24 protein-coding genes are annotated in these 21334 nt (G+C 32.8%); 19 read left to right on the forward strand and 5 right to left on the reverse strand.

Going from position 1 to position 21334, the window contains the following annotated elements; genetic code table 11:
• Window positions 1-65 precede the first annotated feature (65 nt).
• The 4 genes from HMPREF2706_RS06165 to HMPREF2706_RS06180 all read left to right on the forward strand — a co-directional run bounded on the left by HMPREF2706_RS06165 (window position 66) and on the right by HMPREF2706_RS06180 (window position 3485).
• Entirely contained in the window at window positions 66-986 is a 921-nt protein-coding gene (locus tag HMPREF2706_RS06165) for an ABC transporter substrate-binding protein (protein WP_070862261.1), read from the forward strand.
• A gap of 125 nt (window positions 987-1111) precedes the next feature.
• Complete coding sequence (locus HMPREF2706_RS06170; protein WP_165764339.1) at window positions 1112-2050, forward strand: nucleoside hydrolase; 939 nt, start codon at window positions 1112-1114, stop codon at window positions 2048-2050.
• Window positions 2051-2144: 94 nt separating this feature from the next.
• Complete coding sequence (locus HMPREF2706_RS06175; protein WP_002432276.1) at window positions 2145-2693, forward strand: biotin transporter BioY; 549 nt, start codon at window positions 2145-2147, stop codon at window positions 2691-2693.
• A gap of 36 nt (window positions 2694-2729) precedes the next feature.
• Entirely contained in the window at window positions 2730-3485 is a 756-nt protein-coding gene (locus HMPREF2706_RS06180; protein ID WP_049428287.1) for a GNAT family N-acetyltransferase, read from the forward strand.
• A 45-nt stretch (window positions 3486-3530) separates the two neighbouring features.
• Here HMPREF2706_RS06180 and fdhD read toward each other — a convergent pair whose 3' ends face one another.
• Window positions 3531-4319 carry a formate dehydrogenase accessory sulfurtransferase FdhD gene (fdhD, locus tag HMPREF2706_RS06185; protein WP_037550024.1) on the reverse strand — a complete coding sequence of 263 codons (789 nt, stop codon included), beginning with the start codon at window positions 4317-4319 and terminating at the stop codon, window positions 3531-3533.
• A gap of 217 nt (window positions 4320-4536) precedes the next feature.
• On the opposite strand from fdhD, the gene modA reads away from it, so the two are divergent.
• The 5 genes from modA to HMPREF2706_RS06210 all read left to right on the forward strand — a co-directional run bounded on the left by modA (window position 4537) and on the right by HMPREF2706_RS06210 (window position 8282).
• Window positions 4537-5331: a molybdate ABC transporter substrate-binding protein gene (gene modA, locus HMPREF2706_RS06190; protein ID WP_002432765.1), complete on the forward strand. Its 795-nt coding sequence runs from the start codon at window positions 4537-4539 to the stop codon at window positions 5329-5331.
• Between the two features lie 13 nt (window positions 5332-5344).
• Window positions 5345-6016, forward strand: a complete 672-nt coding sequence (gene modB, locus HMPREF2706_RS06195) for a molybdate ABC transporter permease subunit (protein WP_002469706.1) — start codon at window positions 5345-5347, stop codon at window positions 6014-6016.
• Window positions 6017-6628 (forward strand): ATP-binding cassette domain-containing protein, encoded by a 612-nt coding sequence (locus tag HMPREF2706_RS06200; RefSeq protein WP_049428281.1) that lies wholly within the window; start codon window positions 6017-6019, stop codon window positions 6626-6628. It begins immediately after the preceding gene.
• A 113-nt stretch (window positions 6629-6741) separates the two neighbouring features.
• Window positions 6742-7746, forward strand: a complete 1005-nt coding sequence (locus HMPREF2706_RS06205; protein ID WP_070597527.1) for a ThiF family adenylyltransferase — start codon at window positions 6742-6744, stop codon at window positions 7744-7746.
• Window positions 7747-7763: 17 nt separating this feature from the next.
• A complete protein-coding gene (locus tag HMPREF2706_RS06210) occupies window positions 7764-8282 on the forward strand; it encodes a MogA/MoaB family molybdenum cofactor biosynthesis protein (RefSeq protein WP_037550012.1) in 519 nt (172 codons plus the stop codon).
• Window positions 8283-8375: 93 nt separating this feature from the next.
• On the opposite strand, the gene moaC is transcribed toward HMPREF2706_RS06210, so the two are convergent.
• Complete coding sequence (gene moaC / locus HMPREF2706_RS06215; protein WP_049428275.1) at window positions 8376-8864, reverse strand: cyclic pyranopterin monophosphate synthase MoaC; 489 nt, start codon at window positions 8862-8864, stop codon at window positions 8376-8378.
• A 61-nt stretch (window positions 8865-8925) separates the two neighbouring features.
• Here moaC and glp point away from each other — a divergent pair, with 61 nt between their 5' ends.
• The 7 genes from glp (at window position 8926) to HMPREF2706_RS06250 (ending at window position 13743) form a co-directional block, all read left to right on the forward strand.
• On the forward strand, window positions 8926-10185 hold the full coding sequence (gene glp / locus HMPREF2706_RS06220) for a molybdopterin molybdotransferase MoeA (RefSeq protein WP_070862262.1): 1260 nt from the start codon (window positions 8926-8928) through the stop codon (window positions 10183-10185).
• On the forward strand, window positions 10182-10661 hold the full coding sequence (mobB, locus tag HMPREF2706_RS06225; RefSeq protein ID WP_002432705.1) for a molybdopterin-guanine dinucleotide biosynthesis protein B: 480 nt from the start codon (window positions 10182-10184) through the stop codon (window positions 10659-10661). The genes glp and mobB overlap by 4 nt, the downstream gene beginning before the upstream one ends.
• Entirely contained in the window at window positions 10661-11113 is a 453-nt protein-coding gene (locus tag HMPREF2706_RS06230) for a molybdenum cofactor biosynthesis protein MoaE (protein WP_037550003.1), read from the forward strand. Before mobB ends, HMPREF2706_RS06230 begins: the two co-directional genes overlap by 1 nt.
• Window positions 11110-11343, forward strand: a complete 234-nt coding sequence (gene moaD / locus HMPREF2706_RS06235; protein ID WP_002432537.1) for a molybdopterin converting factor subunit 1 — start codon at window positions 11110-11112, stop codon at window positions 11341-11343. The genes HMPREF2706_RS06230 and moaD overlap by 4 nt, the downstream gene beginning before the upstream one ends.
• A 5-nt stretch (window positions 11344-11348) precedes the next feature.
• A complete protein-coding gene (gene mobA / locus HMPREF2706_RS06240; protein WP_037550001.1) occupies window positions 11349-11954 on the forward strand; it encodes a molybdenum cofactor guanylyltransferase MobA in 606 nt (201 codons plus the stop codon).
• 12 nt (window positions 11955-11966) lie between these two features.
• Window positions 11967-12992 carry a GTP 3',8-cyclase MoaA gene (gene moaA / locus HMPREF2706_RS06245; protein ID WP_037549999.1) on the forward strand — a complete coding sequence of 342 codons (1026 nt, stop codon included), beginning with the start codon at window positions 11967-11969 and terminating at the stop codon, window positions 12990-12992.
• 400 nt (window positions 12993-13392) lie between these two features.
• Window positions 13393-13743, forward strand: a complete 351-nt coding sequence (locus tag HMPREF2706_RS06250) for a SarA family transcriptional regulator (protein WP_002432752.1) — start codon at window positions 13393-13395, stop codon at window positions 13741-13743.
• A 58-nt stretch (window positions 13744-13801) separates the two neighbouring features.
• On the opposite strand, the gene HMPREF2706_RS06255 is transcribed toward HMPREF2706_RS06250, so the two are convergent.
• On the reverse strand, window positions 13802-15001 hold the full coding sequence (locus HMPREF2706_RS06255; RefSeq protein ID WP_070862263.1) for an MFS transporter: 1200 nt from the start codon (window positions 14999-15001) through the stop codon (window positions 13802-13804).
• Window positions 15001-15441 carry a MarR family winged helix-turn-helix transcriptional regulator gene (locus HMPREF2706_RS06260; RefSeq protein WP_176746162.1) on the reverse strand — a complete coding sequence of 147 codons (441 nt, stop codon included), beginning with the start codon at window positions 15439-15441 and terminating at the stop codon, window positions 15001-15003. Before HMPREF2706_RS06260 ends, HMPREF2706_RS06255 begins: the two co-directional genes overlap by 1 nt.
• Window positions 15442-15608: 167 nt before the next feature.
• Between HMPREF2706_RS06260 and HMPREF2706_RS06265 the strand changes: the two genes are divergently transcribed.
• Window positions 15609-16370: a VOC family protein gene (locus HMPREF2706_RS06265; protein ID WP_049428267.1), complete on the forward strand. Its 762-nt coding sequence runs from the start codon at window positions 15609-15611 to the stop codon at window positions 16368-16370.
• On the opposite strand, the gene HMPREF2706_RS06270 is transcribed toward HMPREF2706_RS06265, so the two are convergent.
• Entirely contained in the window at window positions 16367-16618 is a 252-nt protein-coding gene (locus HMPREF2706_RS06270; protein ID WP_002432919.1) for a hypothetical protein, read from the reverse strand. The genes HMPREF2706_RS06265 and HMPREF2706_RS06270 overlap by 4 nt on opposite strands.
• 151 nt (window positions 16619-16769) lie before the next feature.
• Here HMPREF2706_RS06270 and HMPREF2706_RS06275 point away from each other — a divergent pair, with 151 nt between their 5' ends.
• Both HMPREF2706_RS06275 and HMPREF2706_RS06280 read left to right on the forward strand, forming a co-directional pair.
• Entirely contained in the window at window positions 16770-18020 is a 1251-nt protein-coding gene (locus tag HMPREF2706_RS06275; RefSeq protein WP_037549993.1) for a lipid II:glycine glycyltransferase FemX, read from the forward strand.
• Between the two features lie 91 nt (window positions 18021-18111).
• Window positions 18112-21291 (forward strand): efflux RND transporter permease subunit, encoded by a 3180-nt coding sequence (locus HMPREF2706_RS06280; RefSeq protein WP_070862265.1) that lies wholly within the window; start codon window positions 18112-18114, stop codon window positions 21289-21291.
• Window positions 21292-21334: the final 43 nt, after the last annotated feature.

Below are 21334 nucleotides of genomic sequence, written 5' to 3' on the forward strand. Positions count from 1 at the left end.
AAACTACAATGATTTTCGTATAATTAATATCGAAATTGATAATCGTTATCACTTAGGAGGGAACTATGAGAAAATTATTATTACCTTTATTTGTCTTAGTCCTAGTATTAGCAGCATGCGGAAACAACTCAGGAAACAGTTCAAAGGACTCAGATAAAAAGGCAGAAACTAAGTCATATAAAACAGATGATGGTAAAACAATTAAAATACCTAAAGATCCAAAACGTATTGCAGTTGTTGCACCTTCATACGCAGGTGGAATTAAAAAATTAGGTGGAAATATCGTTGCAGTAAGTAATCAAGTTGATCAAAGTCATATTTTAAAAGATAAATTTAAAGGTGTTACTAAAGTGGGAGACGACGATGTTGAAAAAGTTGCCAAGCAAAAACCAGATTTAATCATCGTTTTAGATCAAAATAAAAATATTAAAAAATATAAAAAAATTGCAGCTACTGTACCTTTCAATTACCAAAAGCATAAATACCTAGAGCAACAAGAGGAATTAGATAAATTACTTGGTAAAGAAGACGAAGTTAAAAAATGGGAAAAACAGTGGAAAGAAAAAACAGCTAAAGACGGTAAAGAAATCAAGAACAAGATAGGTAAAGATGCTACAGTTTCAATCTTCGATGAATTTGATAAAAAATTATATACATACGGTGATAACTGGGGCCGTGGTGGCGAAGTATTATATCAAGCATTCGGATTAAAGATGTCTAAAGGTCAAAATGATTTAACTAAAAAAGCAGGTTGGGCAGAAGTAAATCAAGAGCAAATTGAGAAAGTTGCAGGGGATTATATCGTGTCAACAAGTGCCGGTAAATCTACTCCAGGTTATGAAAAAACAAATATCTGGAAAAATTTACCTGCAGTTAAAAAAGGCCACGTTGTTAAGGTAAAAGCTGAAACTTATTGGTATAATGATCCTTATACGTTAGACTTTATGCGTAAAGACTTGAAGAAAAAATTAATGGATGCAAAATAATATTCAAAAAAGGGAATTAACGAATATCAATTGGTTATATTGCAGGTTGCTACAATAGTGGCAACCTGTTTTTAATACACTATGAGAATTTTGATAAAATAATAATTAAGAATGGAGGAGAGATAATTATGACTAAAGTTTATTTTAACCATGATGGTGGAGTTGATGATTTAATTTCTTTATTTTTATTACTGCAAATGGAAGATGTTGAATTAATTGGTGTGAGTACAATTGGAGCCGACTGTTATCTTGAACCTTCATTGAGTGCATCAGTAAAAATTATTAATCGATTTTCTAATCAATCGATACAAGTTGCACCATCTTACGAAAGAGGTAAAAATCCATTTCCTAAAGAATGGAGAATGCACGCCTTCTTTATGGATGCATTACCAATTTTAAATGAAAGCCAAACGCCTAAACGAGCTAATGAAAGTAACTATGAAGCTTATGAAGATATAATCCAAAAAGTAAACGCAAGTACTGAAAAGGTGACATTACTCTTTACTGGTCCACTTACCGACTTAGCTAAAGCGATGCGTCATGATCAATCATTCCTATCAAATGTAGAAAAATTAGTATGGATGGGTGGAACTTTTCTAGATAAAGGCAATGTTGAAGAACCAGAACACGATGGCACTGCAGAATGGAATGCGTTCTGGGACCCTGAAGCGGTTAAAACGGTGTTCGATAGTAATCTTAAGATTGATATGGTAGCTTTGGAAAGTACAAATCAAGTGCCTTTGACATTAGATGTGCGCCAAAAATGGGCGGACGAGAGAGAATTTGTAGGGATTGATTTTTTAGGAGTAAGTTATGCTGCAGTACCACCATTAACGCATTTCTTTACAAATTCTACATACTTTTTATGGGATGTTCTAACAACTGCATATGTTGGTATGCCTAAACTAGTAAAATCAGTAAAAATGAATGTGAATGTAATAAGTCATGGGCCGAGTCAAGGAAAGACATACAAAGATGATAACGGGCGTAAAGTGAATGTAGTTAATTATGTTGAACATAATGCGTTTTTCGATTATATTTCTTATTTAGCGAAAAAAGCTTAATAAGTAGAATTAATAATTTCAGGATATGTAAACTTTTTATTTATTAAAGTTTACATTGGTGTTATAATCATTCTCATGTAAGGAGGATGAACAAGTGAGTACAAAGAATTTAGTTTTTACAGCTTTGATGACTGCCATTATTTGCATTTTAGGATTAGTACCTGGTGTGCCTTTACCGTTTATGCCGGTACCAATTGTGTTACAGAACATTGGTATCTTTTTAGCTGGGATCATATTAGGGCGTAAAATGGGCGCATTGAGTGTGATTGTCTTTTTATTGTTAGCTGCCACAGGTTTACCAGTTTTATCCGGAGGACGTGGAGGAATAGGTGTATTTGTTGGCCCATCAGCAGGATTCCTATTTTTATATCCATTTATAGCTTACTTTATTGGATTAATTAGAGACCGTTATTATGGGAAAATTAATTTCCTTATACTCTTCGTCACTACATTAATTATCGGGGTTCTAGCTTTAGATATCATCGGTACTATCATTATGGGATTCATTATACATATACCGATTTCTAAGGCATTTTTACTATCATTTACATTTATGCCTGGAGATATTATTAAAGCTATTATATCTAGCTTGATTGGTGCGACCATCTTAAATCACACTCGTTTTAAAAGTTTGATACAATAACATTAATATATATCAAACTTTGCGAGGTAGAAATCTATGAATCACATCACGTTAAATGATATCTATGTCGATGGTGTGAAATATTCAGAAGACAACCGTAAAATCATTTATTTAACGCCGGGACATCCACTTAAATTTGATAGTAATACATGGATCTATAAAAAAATGCCCACAATAAGTCAATGGACAGAAGATTTGAAAGAACAACAGGAATATCATCTTAAACAAGGTTCAAATCATTTGTCGTTTTATTTTCCTGAAAATGAAGTTCTTAGTAAACAATGGTTAGATATTATTAGACAACAAGGTTTTGAACTAGGTATTTTGGAATTGTATGCAATAGAGGCTAATGAACTAAGGCAATTGCCTCAAAATAATCAAGTGATAATTCAGCAAGTGACAAAGCAAAACATTGATGATTATGTATATATTCATAACTACTTTGCTCTGCCTTTTGGAGAACAGTATGCCAAAGAAAGTGCAAAGCAAATCAAGGAATGCTTCTTGTCAGATGGAAAAAATAGGTTAATTGCGTACTTAGGGAAAAAGCCTGTTGGAATTGTTGATTTAATTATTACATCACATACGTTGGAAATAGATGGATTAGGTGTGATGGAGCAATACAGACATAACGCTATTGGTTCATCAATTCAATCGCACGTCGGTAAATTAGCTAAAACCAAGCCAGTAATTCTTGTCGCAGATGGTGAAGATACAGCTAAGGATATGTACATAAAGCAAGGTTATACATATTTGGGTTTTAGGTATCAAATTTTAAAAGAAAACATCTAATAAAAAGGCTAGTGAATTTAGGAAAAACAAATTTCCTATATTTCACTAGCCTTTTATACGTTCTGGATGGCTATAAATATTAAAGTTACCATCTCTAATAAATCCAATTGCTGTAATGTTTAAGTCTTTCGCTAATTGCACAGCTAATGTTGTTGGGGCTGATTTAGAAAGTATCACACCTACGCCAATTTTTGCTGCTTTAATTAATATTTCAGAAGAAATACGACCGCTAAATATTAATACCTTATCTCTTACCGAAATATGTCTTTGTATACAATAACCATATAACTTATCAAGTGCATTATGACGTCCAATATCTTGTCTATGTTCAAAAAAGGTATTACCATCACTAATTGCTGCGTTGTGTAAGCCGCCGGTTTGTTTGAAGATCACACTAGCACTTTGAAGTTGAGTCATCATCCTTAAAATCTGTTGAGGATGTAATTCGATTTTAGACATCGAAGTTTTAGCAATGGCGGCATCATTATGAAAGTAAAACTCACGACTTTTCCCACAACATGAGGCAATCATACGTTTCGTAGAATATTCAAAACGATCTCCCAATGATTTAGTTAATTCTACATGAGCAAACCCTTTACTATCATCAATTTGAATTGATTTTAATTCGTCTCTCTTTAGAATGGCTCCCTCTGAAGCGAGAAATCCTAGTACAAGTTCTTCCATATTGGTTGGGCTACAAATAATAGTAGCAAATTCTTCGCCGTTGACCATGATAGTTAAAGGGAATTCTGTAACATAAAAGTCTTCGGTTGCAAATAATTGCCCGTTTTCATATCTTATAATTGATTGATTACTCGAAACATCATTATTCATCTTGTTTTGCTCCCCATTTTAGTCATAATACAATCATAATGCTAAATATTAAAAATTTAAATGCTTTTGTTTATGTAAACTTTTTAATAATTAATGTAAGAACTATAAAAGAAAATGCTCATTCAAATGTTCTATTAATTGTAATTATTTTTCAAAAAAAGGACTTTTCAAGGTTCTCCTTCAGAGTATAATGTAAATAGAGTGGAGGGATTAGTTTATGAAAATAAAACATTTTTTAGTTGCTATGTTAGTTCTGTGTCTAGTGTTAGCAGGATGTTCGAACTCTAGCAATAGTAGTAAAGATAGTGATAAAAAAGATGAAAGCTCGTCTGATAATAGTAAAAAGCAAGAATTACAAATCTCTGCTGCAGCGAGTTTAACTGATGTTAGTAAAGCACTTGCGAAAGAATTTAAAAAGGATCACAAAAACGCTGATATTAAATTTAATTACGGTGGTTCTGGTGCGTTAAGACAACAAATTGAAACAGGTGCTCCTGTAGATGTATTTATGTCTGCAAACACTAAAGATGTGGATCAATTAAAAGACAAGAAGAAAGCGCATGATACATATAATTATGCTAAAAATAAACTTGTATTAATTGGTGACAAGGATAAGAATTATAAATCAGTTAAAGATTTAAAAGATGGTGATAAACTTGCTTTAGGTGAAGTGAAAACTGTACCAGCAGGTAAGTACGCTAAACAATATTTAGAAGATAATAATTTATATAATTCAGTAAAAGATAAAATCATTAATGCCAAAGACGTTAAACAAGTATTGAATTATGTTGAAAAAGGTAATGCACAAGAAGGTTTTGTATATAAAACTGACTTATACAATCAAAAGAAAAAGACCGATAAAGTAAAAGAGATTGAACAAGTTAAATTAAGTAAACCAATCACTTATAAAGCTGGTGCAACTTCTGAGAAGAAACTAGCTAAAGAATGGATGAAATTCTTAAAATCTGATAAAGCTAAAAAAATTCTTAAAGAATACCAATTCTCGGCTTAAGGAGTATTAAACTATGCCTGATTTAACATCATTTTGGATATCATTACGTGTCGCGATTACAAGTACAATTATTGTAACAATTTTAGGAATATTTGTTTCCAAATGGTTATATAATAAAAAAGGGCATTGGGTAAAAATCCTTGAAAGTTTTATAATATTACCAATAGTACTTCCACCTACAGTACTTGGTTTTATATTATTAATAGTTTTTTCAACAAGAGGACCTATAGGTCAGTTCTTCACCAATATTCTACACTTACCAGTAGTTTTTACTTTGACAGGTGCAGTACTTGCATCTGTCATTGTTAGTTTTCCTTTAATGTATCAACATACAATTGGTGGATTTAGAATGATAGATAAGAAAATGCTAAATACTGCGCGTACAATGGGTGCAAGCGAAACTAAAATATTTTTCAAATTGATATTACCTTTATCCAAACGTTCTATATTAGCAGGCATTATGATGAGCTTTGCTCGCGCGATTGGTGAGTTCGGTGCGACGTTAATGGTGGCTGGATATATTCCTAATAAGACAAATACGTTGCCGCTTGAAATTTATTTCTTAGTTGAACAAGGTAAGGAAAATGAAGCTTGGCTATGGGTACTCGTTCTAGTCGCCTTTTCTGTAGTCGTTATTACTACGATTAATTTAATCAATCATGATAAATATAGGGAGGTCGATTAGATGTTGAAGATTCAATTAGAATACTTATTAAAAGATATCAATATCCGTGTCGACATTAATGATGAAATCCCTAAAATATATGCCATTCGAGGTCCGTCGGGAATAGGTAAAACTACTGTACTAAATATCATAGCTGGTTTAAAGAAAGCTGACCGAGCACTAATTAAAGTGAATAATCGTATCTTGACTGATACGGAAAATAAAATTAATGTCAAAATTCAACAACGTAATGTTGGATATCTATTTCAAGATTATCAGCTTTTTCCAAATATGAACGTGTATAAAAATATCACTTTTATGACTGAACCATCTGAGCATATAAATAATTTAATTCAGACACTAAACATTTCTCACTTAGTTACTCAATATCCAATGACTTTATCTGGTGGAGAAGCGCAACGTGTTGCATTAGCACGTTCATTAAGTACGAAGCCTGATTTGATATTACTTGATGAGCCTTTCTCAAGTTTAGATGATGCGACGAAGGATGAGAGTATTGCACTAGTGCAAAAGATATTTGATGAGTGGAAGATACCTATTATTTTTGTTACACATTCAAATTATGAAGCTAAGAAGATGGCACACGAAATTGTAAATATTGGCAATGAATAAATGATCATTAGCACCTCTTTCTATAATGGGAGAGGTGTTTGTGTGTATAAATTTTGTTACTTATAAAAATAGACATTATAATAGAAACAAATATTGATGAGAGGATATCCAATATGAATCAAGAACGTTATTCTAGGCAAATGTTATTTAAACATATTGGGCAAGAAGGACAAAGAAAGATTGAAAATCAACATGGCCTTATTATTGGAATGGGCGCATTGGGTACGCACTTGGCAGAAGGGTTAGTTAGAGCAGGCATTGGTAAATTAACTATAGTTGATAGAGATTATATTGAATATAGTAACTTGCAAAGACAAACACTTTACACAGAAAATGATGCACATGAAGCATTACCTAAAGTGATAGCTGCAAAGCACAGGCTAATTCAAATACGTAATGATGTCGTTATTGAGACATGGATAGAACATGTGGATTATCCTTTTTTAGAACAACATGGTAAAGAAGTAGATTTAATACTTGATGCGACTGATAATTTCGATACAAGACAATTAATCAATGATTTCTCTTATAAGCATCATATTCCTTGGATATATGGTGGGGTAGTTCAAAGTACTTACGCCGAGGCTACATTTATCCCAAAACAAACACCTTGTTTTAATTGTCTTATGCCTCAATTGCCTTCAGTAAATTTAACATGTGATACTGTAGGCGTGATTCAACCTGCGGTGACTATGACTACAAGTCTTCAATTAAAAGACGCATTAAAGTTGCTAACAGGTCATGATATTAAGCCTCAGTTGACTTATGGAGATATATGGGAAGGTGATCATTATAGGATTGGGTTTAGTAAAATGCATCAAGATCAATGTCCGACATGCGGTAGTCGCCCTCATTTTCCATATTTAAATCAGGAACGCCAAAATTATGCCACACTTTGTGGGCGAGATACAGTACAGTATAAGAATAAAAATATTTCTCAGGAAATACTTACTACCTTTCTAGAACAGCATCATATACATTATCGCACGAATCATTATATGACTATTTTCAAATTTAGGGGTCATCGTATTGTTGCATTCAATGGGGGCAGGTTCCTTATTCATAATATGACTCAACCTCAACAAGCGATACAATTAATTAATCAATTGTTTGGATAATAAAGGAGGGAATTATCATGAACAATCATCAACATGAACATGTTCAATTAGAAAGAAATATTAATGTAGCAATACTAACTGTTTCTGACACAAGGGATTTCGATAGTGATAAAGGCGGGCAATTAGTTCAATCACTTCTAAAAGAGATTAATGTAAGTATAGAAGAACACCATTATAAGATTGTTAAAGATGATAAAAATGCAATTACATTACAGATAAAACAATGGTTAGAAGACAATGAAAATATAGATGTCATTATTACAACAGGTGGTACTGGTATTTCTCAAAGAGATGTTACGATTGAAGCGGTAAGACCACTATTAACTAAAGAAATAGAAGGATTTGGAGAATTATTTCGTTATTTAAGTTACACAGAGGATGTGGGTACACGCGCATTATTATCACGCGCTATTGGAGGCACAGCAAAAGATAAATTAATCTTTGCTTTACCTGGATCAACTGGGGCAGTCAAACTTGCAATTGAAAAACTAATTAAACCTGAATTAAATCACCTTGTTCATGAATTAACGAAATAATAGTGAATAAAGATTTAGGGATAGCAGGTAAACTACATTGATTTACATTACCATCCCTTATTTCAATCAACAATCAAGACATGAAAGTATTTCTCATACTTTTCTTTGATAGTCACCAGACTTACCACCAGACTTAGATTCTAAATAGGTTTGACCAATGACCATCCCTTTATCGACTGCTTTAGTCATATCATAAACAGTTAAAGCTGTTGCTGATGCGGCAGTGAGTGCTTCCATTTCAACGCCCGTTTTACCAGTTGTTGAAACAATTGCAGTGATATTCAATATATAGTGAGGTGATTGAGATGTATCCCATTCAAAATTGACATCTATACCTGTTAGAGGTAAAGGATGGCACATAGGTATAATTGTAGATGTGTTTTTAGCAGCCATAATTCCTGCTATTTGTGCAGTATTGAGTACATTACCTTTTTTATTAGTATTATCGATAATTTGCCTATAAATCGTTTCATTTACAGTAATACTTGAATGGGCACGTGCTTGACGTTTAGTTACTTCTTTGTCAGAAACATCAACCATCTTAGCGTTCCCTTGTTCGTTTATATGTGTAAAGTTATTCATACTATTCCTCCTAGCAGGATTTAGTATATCATGAAAATAATTTATTTTTGGAGATGAAAATATGCCAGTTGAAAAAAGAAATCCTATTCCAGTAAAAGAAGCGATTTCTCGCATAATGAAACAAAATGTGTCGATTCGTACTACGAAAGTGGATTTAGATGAAAGTTTGGGGCATGTTCTTGCAGAAGATATTGTTGCAACGTATGATATTCCACGTTTTAATAAGTCACCATATGATGGGTTCGCCATACGTAGTGAAGATTCTAAAGATGCTAGCGGTGAACATCGCATTGAATTTGAGGTTATCGATCATATAGGAGCGGGTTCAGTCTCAACTAAGACTTTAGGGAAAAATCAAGCGGTTCGTATTATGACTGGTGCGCAAATACCAGAGGGTGCTGATGCAGTTGTGATGTTTGAACAAACTATTGAATCTGAATCAACTTTTACTATACGTAAGCCGTTTGATCATCTTGAAAATATATCACTAAAAGGCGAAGAAACGACAACTGGAGATATCGTACTTAAAAAAGGACAACATATTAATCCTGGTGCGATTGCAGTATTAGCAACGTATGGCTATACACAAGTTCCTGTAACGATTAAACCAAGTGTAGCAATTATAGCGACAGGTAGTGAGTTGTTAGATGTAGAAGATGAATTAGAACCTGGTAAGATTAGAAATTCAAACGGACCTATGATTAAAGCGTTAGCTAAAAAAATTGGTTTAGAAGTAGGCACATATCAATTACAACAGGATAATTTGGAAAGTAGCATTCAAGTAGTTAAAGATGCTTTATCTCAACATGATATCGTCATTACTACAGGTGGTGTGTCAGTAGGTGATTTCGATTATCTACCAGAAATATATAAAGCGATAGATGCAAATGTCTTATTTAATAAGGTTGCTCAAAGACCAGGAAGTGTTACAACAATCGCATTTAGTAATGGACAATATTTATTTGGTTTATCTGGGAATCCTTCAGCTTGTTTTACTGGTTTTGAATTATACGTTAAACCAGCTGTTAATAAATTGATAGGCGCAAGTGAGTGTTATCCTCAAATAATCAAAGCAACACTTATGGAAGATTTTACTAAGCCTAATCCTTTTACTCGTTTTATCAGAGCTAAAGCGACTTTAACACCTTCAGGTACTACAGTTGTCCCTTCAGGTTTTAATAAATCAGGTGCTGTTGTAGCGATTGCACATGCCAATGCGATGATTATGTTACCTAGTGGAACACGAGGATTCAAAGCAGGGCACACGGTGGATGTAATACTTACAGAATCCAATGCGTTTGAAGAGGAATTGTTGTTGTGATTATACAAATTGTAGGATATAAAAATTCAGGAAAGACAACTTTAATGGCACATGCGGTTTCATTTCTAAAAGAAAAGGGATTTACTGTAGCGACAATTAAACATCATGGCCATTTGGGTAATGATATTACACTGCAAAATGATGACGTTGATCATATGAAACATTTTAATGCAGGCGCTGATCAAAGCATTGTACAAGGTGAAACATTTCAACAAACAGTAACACGTATAAGTAAACAGAATCTTACTGATATTATTAAAGAATCTGTTACAATTGATTGTAATATCATCTTGGTAGAAGGTTTTAAAGAAGAACCGTTCAAAAAAGTTGTTGTATATAGAGATGATAGCGACTTAGAAATGTTATCTAAGCTAACCAATGTATGTTTCACTATCAATTTGAACGAATCAAATGTTTATGAAAAATTTGAGATTGCATTGTTAGAATTGATTAAGATAGAAGGATTGAAAAATTAATGAAGCAATTTGAAATCGTGACTGAACCGATTCAAACTGAGCTATACAGAGATTACACACTTAATGAACATCAAGGTGCAGTTGTGGTTTTTACTGGTCATGTTAGAGAATGGACAAAGGGAGTTCGAACAGAATATCTAGAATATGAAGCTTATACTCCTATGGCAGAGAAGAAACTAGCCCAAATTGGCGATGAAATTAAGCAACGTTGGCCCGGCACGATAACTACAATTGTGCATCGTATCGGACCGTTACAAATTTCTGATATCGCAGTGCTTATAGCGGTATCTTCACCACATAGAAAAGATGCTTATCAAGCAAATGAGTATGCAATTGAACGCATAAAAGAAATTGTTCCTATATGGAAAAAAGAAATTTGGGAAGATGGTGAAGAGTGGCAAGGCCACCAAAAGGGTACCCATCAAGAAGCGAAGAGGGGGAGAACATTATGAAAGTACTTTACTTCGCAGAATTGAAAGAAATTTTGAATCAATCATCTGAAGAGATAGATACTCAAAAAACGATGACAGTTCAAGAATTTGAAGCATATCTGTTTGAACAACATCCGGAAATTGAAAGTAAAAAATTTCAAGTCGCAGTGAATGAGGAGTTTGTCAGAAAAGATGATATTGTACAACCTCAAGATACTGTAGCACTTATTCCACCAGTTAGTGGAGGTTAAGTTTAGTGAAAGCAATGATATTAGCAGGTGGTCATTCTGAACGCTTTGGTAAACCTAAAGCATTTGCAGAAATAGAAGGGCAACCATTTTATAAAAAAATCATAAACACTTTGACTTCAACAAATATGTTTAACGAGGTTATTATTAGCACCAATGAACAATTAGCGCCTTTATTTGAACATCAAAACGTTGTTATTGACGATAATAATAGTAGAAATAAGGGCCCATTAGCAGGAATTTATTCAGTAATGAAACAATATTCTAATGAGGAATTATTTTTTGTAGTTTCAGTTGATACACCTATGATTACAAGTAAAGCTATAAGTGGATTATATCAGTTTATGATTTCTCATCTCATTGAGGATCACTTAGATATTGCGGCTTTTAAAGACGCAGAAACAAAAATACCCACGATTGCCTTTTATAGTCCGCATGCATTGAAAACGATAGAGGCAGCTTTGCAATCAGATGACTATAGTTTGCGACATGTGTACAATCAATTATCCACTGACTGGTTAGACGTTTCTGAAATTCATTCTCCTCATTATTGGTACGATAATATTAACTATCAGCAAGACTTGGACTCTCTAAAAACGAAGATAAGAAATTAAGGAGGCCCAAATATGGTAGTAGAGCAAATTAAAGATAAATTAGGCCGCCCTATACGTGATTTAAGGTTATCTGTCACAGATAGATGTAACTTTAGGTGTGATTATTGTATGCCTAAAGAGATATTTGGAGATGATTTTGTCTTTTTACCTAAAGAAGAGCTACTAACTTTTGAAGAAATGACTCGTATATCACGTATTTATGCTGAATTAGGTGTCAAAAAGATTAGAATTACTGGAGGCGAACCTTTATTACGTCGTAATTTATATCAATTGATTGAACAGCTCAATGAGATTGAGGGTATTGAGGATATTGGCTTAACGACAAATGGCTTGCTTTTAAAGAAACATGGCCAAAATCTCTATAATGCAGGACTCCGTCGCATCAATGTAAGTTTAGATGCGATTGACGATGAGGTTTTCCAAGCAATTAATAACCGTAATATTAAAGCTTCTACTATTTTAGAACAAATAGACTATGCAGTTTCAATCGGATTTCACGTTAAAGTGAATGTCGTCATACAAAAAGGTGTGAATGATGACCAAATCATACCAATGATAGACTATTTTAAAGATAAGCAGATTGAAATTCGATTTATAGAATTTATGGATGTTGGTAATGACAATGGCTGGGATTTTAGTAAAGTTGTTACCAAAGATGAAATGCTAAATATGATTGAAGAACATTTTAATATTGAGCCACTAGAACCTAAATATTTTGGAGAAGTTGCTAAATATTATAGGCATAATGATAACGGAGCGAAGTTTGGTTTGATAACTAGTGTGTCTCAATCATTCTGTTCTACATGTACTCGAGCACGACTCTCATCAGATGGTAAATTTTACGGATGTTTATTTGCTACTGTGGATGGATTTAACGTTAAATCATTCATGAGATCTGGAGCAACAGATGAAGAATTAAAAGAACAATTCAAAGCGCTGTGGCATATTCGAGATGACCGATATTCTGATGAACGAACAGAACAAACTGTTGCTAATCGCAAACGTAAAAAAATAAATATGAATTATATCGGAGGATAGTAGCCAGACCAACAGAGTATTTCATAGAAAACTGTATCTAGTCAAAAAAGATTGGAATTCCTTATTAACTCCTCATTTTATGTCGCCAAACTTTTTAGAGTCTGGCGATTTTCGCTTTATAGCTTCAAATTAACTATTGTGTGTTGTTTTAATTTTAAATGTTTATATTTTAAAGCGTTTAATTATGTAACATAGCTATAGCAAAATCTATTTAGATATTTTATATGCCTTTCAATATATAACTGATTGTTTAAAATGTTTAAATTCTTAACAAGATTTAGACGCTATTTTAATATTTGTAATAGATTAAATGCAAACTTTGTTATATAATAAAGTTAAGCAATTGAATTTTATAATGCAAACATAACATCTAAGAATCAACATTAGGAGGCATTTTATTATGAGTAACAAAGTACAACGTTTTATCGCATCTGAAAGAGAATTAAGTCAACTTAAACATTGGTTAAAGACGACTTATCGCATTTCGATTGAAGAATTTGTGGTTTTATACAAAGTTTATGCAGATACTAAGATTAGTGGTAAAGAACTCCGTGATACATTACATTTTGAAATGTTATGGGATACAAGTAAAATTGATGTAATTATAAGAAAGATTTACAAAAAAGAGTTAATTTCTAAATTACGTTCTGAAACAGATGAAAGACAAGTATTCTATTTCTTTGATGCTAAACAAAAGAAATTATTAGATAAAATGACTGGTGAAATTGAAACAATTAGTATTGCTAATTAATAGATTAAGCGCCTATCCCAAAATATAAGGGATAGGCGCTTTTATAGTTTAAAACCTATTAAATCGATTGATGCTTAACATTACGACCATGAACTACAAAATAAATAAATAACGTAATTATGCCTAATATTGCCATAATGCCATATAATTGACTATAAGTAATCATATGTGTGAAAAGGCCTAGGAATGATGGTCCGAAGCCAATACCGATATCTAAACCGATAAAATAAGTTGATGTAGCTAAACCGTACTTCGTTGAAGGTGATACTTTAATTGCAATGGCTTGCATTGAGGAAGATAAGTTACCATACCCGATACCTAATGCAATACCAGCAATGAGTAATACCCAGCCATCAAAACTAAACATTAACATTGCAAAACTTATGATTAAGAAAATAAATGCAGGATAAACAACTACATTTTCATTTTTATCATCCATTAATCGACCTGCAATTGGGCGTGTCACAAGTGAGGCCACTGCATAAAATATAAAGAAGTAACTTGCGGCAGTTACTAAGTTTCTCTCAACTGCAAATGCTTGTAAGTAAGTGAGAATCGCAGCGTATGTGACACCAATTAACATCATGACAATCGCAACAGGAATTGCTTCTTTTGCGATAAAATTCCCCAAAATAAATGTTTTTCGATTAGACGTATCATTTTTAGATGCAACATTTTTAAAATCAATTTTTATAAAGAGTGATAGTAAACCACTCAATACTCCTAATATTACACAAATCATAAATAGAATTTGAATTGAAAATGAATTCATTAGCAACATGCCGAAGAAAGGACCAATCGCTGTACCCAAAACTAAGCTTAAAGAAAATAAACTAATTCCTTCACTTTTACGTGTAGTTGGTGTCACGTAAGCAGCAATGGTACCTGTTGCGGTAGTAGCGATTGCAGTAGCAATACCGTTAAGTAATCTTACTATCATCAAGAACCACACTGAACCCGGAATGAAGTAAAGTAATTGAGTAATGATTAAACAAATTAATCCGAAAATGAGTATCTTTTTTGGCCCAAAAGAGTTAACGTATTTTCCTGTGATAAATCGTCCAATAAGTGAGCCAACTATGAATAAACCTACGACCAGCCCAGCAAGTGAATCAGAAGCATGAAATTCTGTTTTACTATAACCAGCTATGACTACTATCAAAAGATACATACATAAATAAACGAAAAAGTTAATTACAAAATTGAGATTAAAGCTTTTAGTAAATATGGGATCTTTAGTAGGTATCGCTTCGTTCATTATTTTTCCTCCTTAATAAGTGTCTCATGTATTTGAGACATAACTTTTGTAATTTCTGTTAGTTGTGCTTCTGTTAAGCCTACTTTCTTTATAATATCTTTTTGTATTACCGAAATTTCTTTATTTATAGTTTCAAACATGGCTTGTCCTTCAGTGGTTAGTCTTAGTAATTTCTCTCTCTTATCACTACCTTGTTCTGTACTAATCCATTTGTTATCAAGGAGTACTTTAACTATTTTACGAGTAGTTGGTTTTTCGATAGAACGTCGATTAGAAATTTTTACTAATGTGGTTGGTTGAAAATTTGCTATGTCTCTTAAAACAAGCCATTGCCCAGTATGAATATCATGTTTATCTAAAATCGGTTGAGTTAATTTTGTGTATGGTCTGTATACACCTATAAAACTATTGAAGAAAGCATTGTTTAACATTAATAGCACCTCATTCATGATATTTAGTTAGCTTGGCTAACCTTTTTGAACGCAAGAAATATTATATAACTAATATATGAATATTGCAATACCTTTTTATTCTTTTAGATATTTAAAGTAAAATGGCACGCTTTTTGTTAAAATAAAAATTAATTATAGGTAGAGGGGGAAGGTTGATGGAGCTTAAGTTTGATCACATTATTCATTACATTAATCAACTCAATCAATTTGAATTTCCTGGGAAATTATTAAAGTTACATAATGGTGGGAAACATCATCAATTTGGTACGTATAACCAGTTATCTTATATTAATGGTAATTATATTGAATTGTTAGATGTTGAAGATAAAGAAAAACTTAAGAAAGTAGCTAAAACAGAAGAGGGACGTGTCTCATTTGCTACTAAAATAGCCCAAGATGACTTTAATCAAGGGTTCAAGACAATTTGTTTGCGAACTAAAGACATAGAAGAAGTTAAAGCAACTTTACAAAAGAAAAATATTGATGTCATAGGACCTATTCGTATGGAAAGGGAAAATAAAAAAGGGGATAAAGTAGGATGGCAACTTTTATATATAGCAGATCCTAGCTATAATGTTAAACCTCCATTCTTCATTCAATGGGATGAGAGTGAAGCATATAAAAATGAAAGTTTAAAAGACTTGTATCAGAAGCAATTTTCAATAGAAACGCTTGTTGTGAGTAGTGAAAAACGCAACTTAACAGTAGACAATTGGATCAAATGGTATGACATGAAAGTTGTAGATGAAACTGATACGTATACTGACCTCATTTTAGCGGATGATGATATCCTTTTTAGAATTGAAGATGGAAAAGACCCAGGCTATCACACTCTAGTAATTAAAGATTCAGAAGCCACATCACCATATTCTATAATAATTAGAGGTGCAAAATATCGCTTTGAACCTATAAATTAATATAGGTATTCATAAGTACTTTGAGCAATGATTGCAATGTGAATGAATGCAATGATTACTGAAATCATACTTAAAATAGTGTCAAAACGAGATGTTCTTATAAGTGAGAAGAAAATAGATAAAACAAATGATAATGCTACAAACATTACTCTCAAACTAAAATTTGATACAGTGAGCGGTTGAGCTAACGATGTTATAATAGCTAATAAGTTTAAAATGATAAATAAGAATAGAATGACTTTTCTCATTAAGAAAACCTCTTTATCTAATAATAATCATCATTATAACAAGCAACACTGTATAGACATAACTAAAAGGTTTATAACGTCCTTAATCGACAGTATCAAGGTTAGGATGTATAATTAAAATTACTGTAAAATAAAGGAGATATTATAAAGCATGGAAAAGATGAATATCACTAATCAAGAACATGACGCATTTGTAAAATCTCATCCAAATGGCGACTTACTGCAATTATCTAAATGGGCAGATACTAAGAAATTAACTGGATGGTACTCAAGACGAATTGCGGTTGGTGAAAATGGTGAAATTAAAGGTGTAGGACAATTACTATTCAAAAAAATACCTAAATTACCATTCACTTTATGCTATATATCAAGAGGTTTTGTAACTGATTATAATAATAAAGAAGCTTTAGAGACACTGTTGGAAATTGCTAAACAGGTAGCTAAAGAAGAGAAAGCTTATGCAATCAAAATTGATCCTGACGTTGAGGTTGATAAAGGCGCAGAGGCTTTAAAAAACCTTCGTGATTTAGGATTTAAACATAAAGGGTTCAAAGAAGGATTATCAAAGGATTATATCCAACCTAGAATGACAATGATTACGCCTATCGATAAATCTGACGATGAACTTATCCAAAGTTTTGAACGACGCAATCGTTCTAAAGTACGTTTAGCACTTAAACGAGGTACTAAAGTTGAACGTACTGGACGTGAGGGCTTAAAAACTTTCGCTAATTTGATGAAAATTACAGGTGAACGAGATGGGTTCTTAACGCGTGATATTAGTTACTTTGAAAATATTTATGATGCATTACATGAAGATGGAGATGCAGAACTTTTCTTAGTGAAATTAGAACCTAAGCCAGTTTTAGAACAAGTTAATAAAGACTTAGATAATCTTTCAAAAGAAAAAGAAAAGCTACAACAGAAAAAGCAAGACAAAAAAACATTAAATAAAATAAACGATGCTGAAAATAAAATTAAGAAAACGCATGAACTAAAAGTGAATTTAACAGAGCTTGAAAAAGAACATCCAAATGGCATCTATTTATCGGGTGCATTATTGATGTTCGCAGGTAATAAGTCATATTATCTATATGGTGCCTCTTCAAATGATTTCCGTGATTTCTTACCAAATCATCATATGCAATTCGAAATGATGAAGTATGCTCGAGAGCACGGTGCTACCACGTATGATTTTGGTGGAACTGATAATAATCCAGATAAAGATTCAGAACATTATGGATTATGGGCATTTAAGCGTGTTTGGGGCACATACTTAAGTGAAAAAATAGGTGAATTTGATTATGTCCTTAATCAACCGCTATATCAATTGATTGAACAAGTAAAACCTCGTTTAACTAAGGCTAAGATTAAATTATCACGTAAACTAAAAGGTAAATAATGCAACAAAAATCTGAACGCTTCTGTGACTCAACTAGATCGTTCAGATTTTTTTACTAAATATAATTTTTAATATAGAAGGGAATACTAGAATGATTAAAAAATTATTACAGTTCTCGCTAGGTAATAAATTCGCTATATTTTTAATGGTTGTTTTAGTCATCTTAGGCGGGATTTATTCGAGTGCAAAATTAAAACTCGAACTTTTACCAGATGTTGAGAATCCGATGATTTCTGTTCAAACTACTATGCCTGGTGCTACCCCTCAATCAACTGAAGATGAAATTAGTAGGAAAATAGATAATCAAGTACGTTCCTTGGCTTATGTAAAGAGTGTGAAGACAGAATCCATACAGAATGCATCAATTGTAACAGTTGAATATAATGATGGCACAGATATGGATAAAGCTGAAGAACAACTAAAAAAAGAAATTGATAAAATTAAATTTAAAGACGGAGTGGGAGATCCGGAATTAACTCGAAACTCTATGGATGCCTTTCCAATCGTTGCATATTCATTTACAAGTAATAAACATGACTTAAAAGATGTAACTAAAGAGCTTAATCAACAACTTATCCCTAAATTACAAACGATTAATGGTGTTCAAAATGCTCAATTAAATGGTCAAACTAATCGTGAAGTAACACTTAAATTTAAGCAAGATGCTCTAGATGATAAAGGGTTAACTGCTGATGATGTCGAAAATTACATAAAAACTGCTACTCGTGAAACACCGTTAGGGTTATTCCAATTTGGTAAAACTGATAAATCGCTTGTCGTTGACGGTCAATTTAAATCAGTTAATGCTTTAAAAAATCTAAAGATTCCTTTATCTATAGCAGGACAAGGCAATCAAAGTAGTGATGATTCTAATAATAGTAGCGATTCTGATAATGAGAGCTTAATGCCTAAAGAAAATTCCAACTCTTCGCAATCAGGATCAAAAATGGCAAGTAGTAATGGGAAAATGCCATCAGTAAGCTTAAAAGACTTAGCTGACATTTCTGTAGGAGATAATCGAACTTCAATATCTAAAACGAATGGTAAAGACGCAGTTAACTTACAAATTATGAAATCTCAAGATGCTAATACTGTTCAAGTTGCCAAAGAAGTCCAGAAAAAAGTAGATGAATTTGTTAAGAATAATAAGGTTATGACATCAACGAAGACGATGGATACAGCTAAACCCATTGAAGATTCCCTTTATACCATGGTAGAAAAAGCAGCTCTAGGTACGATTGTAGCTATTATAGTAATTCTTCTATTCTTACGTAATATTAGAACAACAGCTATTTCAGTAGTATCAATCCCATTGTCCATTCTAATAGCCATGGTGGCTTTAAAGTTAAGTAATGTATCATTAAATATTCTGACATTAGGTGCATTAACTGTCGCAATAGGACGTGTGATTGATGACTCTATCGTCGTAGTTGAAAATATTTATCGTAGACTATCAGATTCCAATGAGACAATGCAAGGTGAAAATTTAATAATAAATGCGACAACTGAAGTATTTAAACCTATCATGTCCTCTACTTTAGTGACAATTGTCGTATTTTTACCACTTGTCTTTGTATCAGGTTCCGTCGGTGAAATGTTTAGACCATTTGCGCTGGCAATCACATTTAGTCTTTTAGCGTCACTCCTTGTTTCCATTACAGTTGTGCCGGCTTTAGGTTCTACACTTTTCAGAAAAGGTGTGAAAACGAAGCGTCAGCGTGAAGGTTTAGGTGTGATTAGCAAAGAATATAGACGAATACTAAAATGGTCACTCAATCATAAATGGATAGTCATTGTGATTAGTATAGTGATTCTGATTGGTAGTATTGGGTTAGGTGCGACAACATTAGGAACAAGCTATATTTCATCGGGAGATAATAAATTCTTAGCATTAACTTATACGCCCAAACCCGGCGAAACTGAAAAGTCAGTTTTAAATCATGCGAAGGAAGTACAAAAATACTTAGATAGTAAAGATAAAGTTCAAACCGTACAATATTCTGTTGGAGGACCGACACCTCAAGATCCAACAGGTAGCACAAATAGTATGGCAATTATGGTTAAATATGATTCAAATACACCTCACTTTGATGAGGAACCAGATAAAGTGCTTAAACACATTGAGACGTTTAAGCAACCAGGAGATTGGAAAAATCAGGATTTAGGAACTGGTGCAGGTAATGATTCAATAGAAGTGACTGTAAAAGGTCCTTCACCAGAAGCAATTAAAGATACGGTTGAAAATATCGAGAAGAAAATGAAAAATATTGATGGTATCGTAAATGTTAAATCCGATTTATCACAAACATATGATCAATATGAAATTAAAGTAGATCAGAATAAGGCTGCAGATAATGGTATTTCGGCAAGTCAATTAGCTATGAATCTTAATGAGAACTTGCCTGAAAAGACAATTACTACAGTTAAAGATAAAGGCAAGAAAATTGATGTTAAAGTTAAACAGAATAAGCAAACTGATTGGTCTCCGAAGAAACTGAATAATATAGAATTGAAAAAACCAACAGGTGGAACAATTAAATTAAGTAAAATAGCTTCATTACAGAAAACTACGACACCAAGTAAGTTAACGCAAGAAGATGGAGACTATGCAACGACTGTGACAGGTAAAGTTTTTGATAAAGATGTCGGAGGTAAGTCTCGCGAAGTCATGTCTCAACTAAATGATATTCATAAACCGAACAACGTTAAAATGAATGTTGGTGGTGCGACAGATGATATTAATACGGCGATGTCTCAATTAGCTATAGCTATGTTAGCTGCTATTATTATTGTTTATTTAATACTTGTCATTACTTTCAAAGGTGGCCTAGCTCCATTTACAATACTCTTCTCATTACCATTTACTGTTGTAGGTGTTGTATTGGCTCTTGTTATAACTGGCGAAACAATTTCCGTACCAAGTTTAATTGGTATGTTGATGCTTATAGGTATTGTGGTAACTAACGCAATAGTCTTAATTGACCGAGTAATAAACAATGAGAAGAATGGTTTGGAAATGAAAGAAGCATTGATTGAAGCGGGTGGCACTCGTATCAGACCTATTTTAATGACTGCAATAGCAACAATTGGTGCATTAATTCCATTATTATTTGGTCAAGATAGTTCAATTCTTATTTCAAAAGGATTGGCAGCTACTGTAATAGGCGGTTTAGTTTCTTCAACAATATTGACACTCATCGTCGTTCCAGTTATTTACGAAATCTTGTTCACCCTAAAGAATAAACTTTCTAGAAAATGGAATAATAAATAGAAAAAATCGACTTAGGCATCCTCATATTATAGCCTAAGTCGAT

It is taken from the genome of Staphylococcus sp. HMSC067F07, assembly GCF_001837405.1.
Taxonomy (GTDB): Bacteria; Bacillota; Bacilli; order Staphylococcales; family Staphylococcaceae; genus Staphylococcus; species Staphylococcus capitis.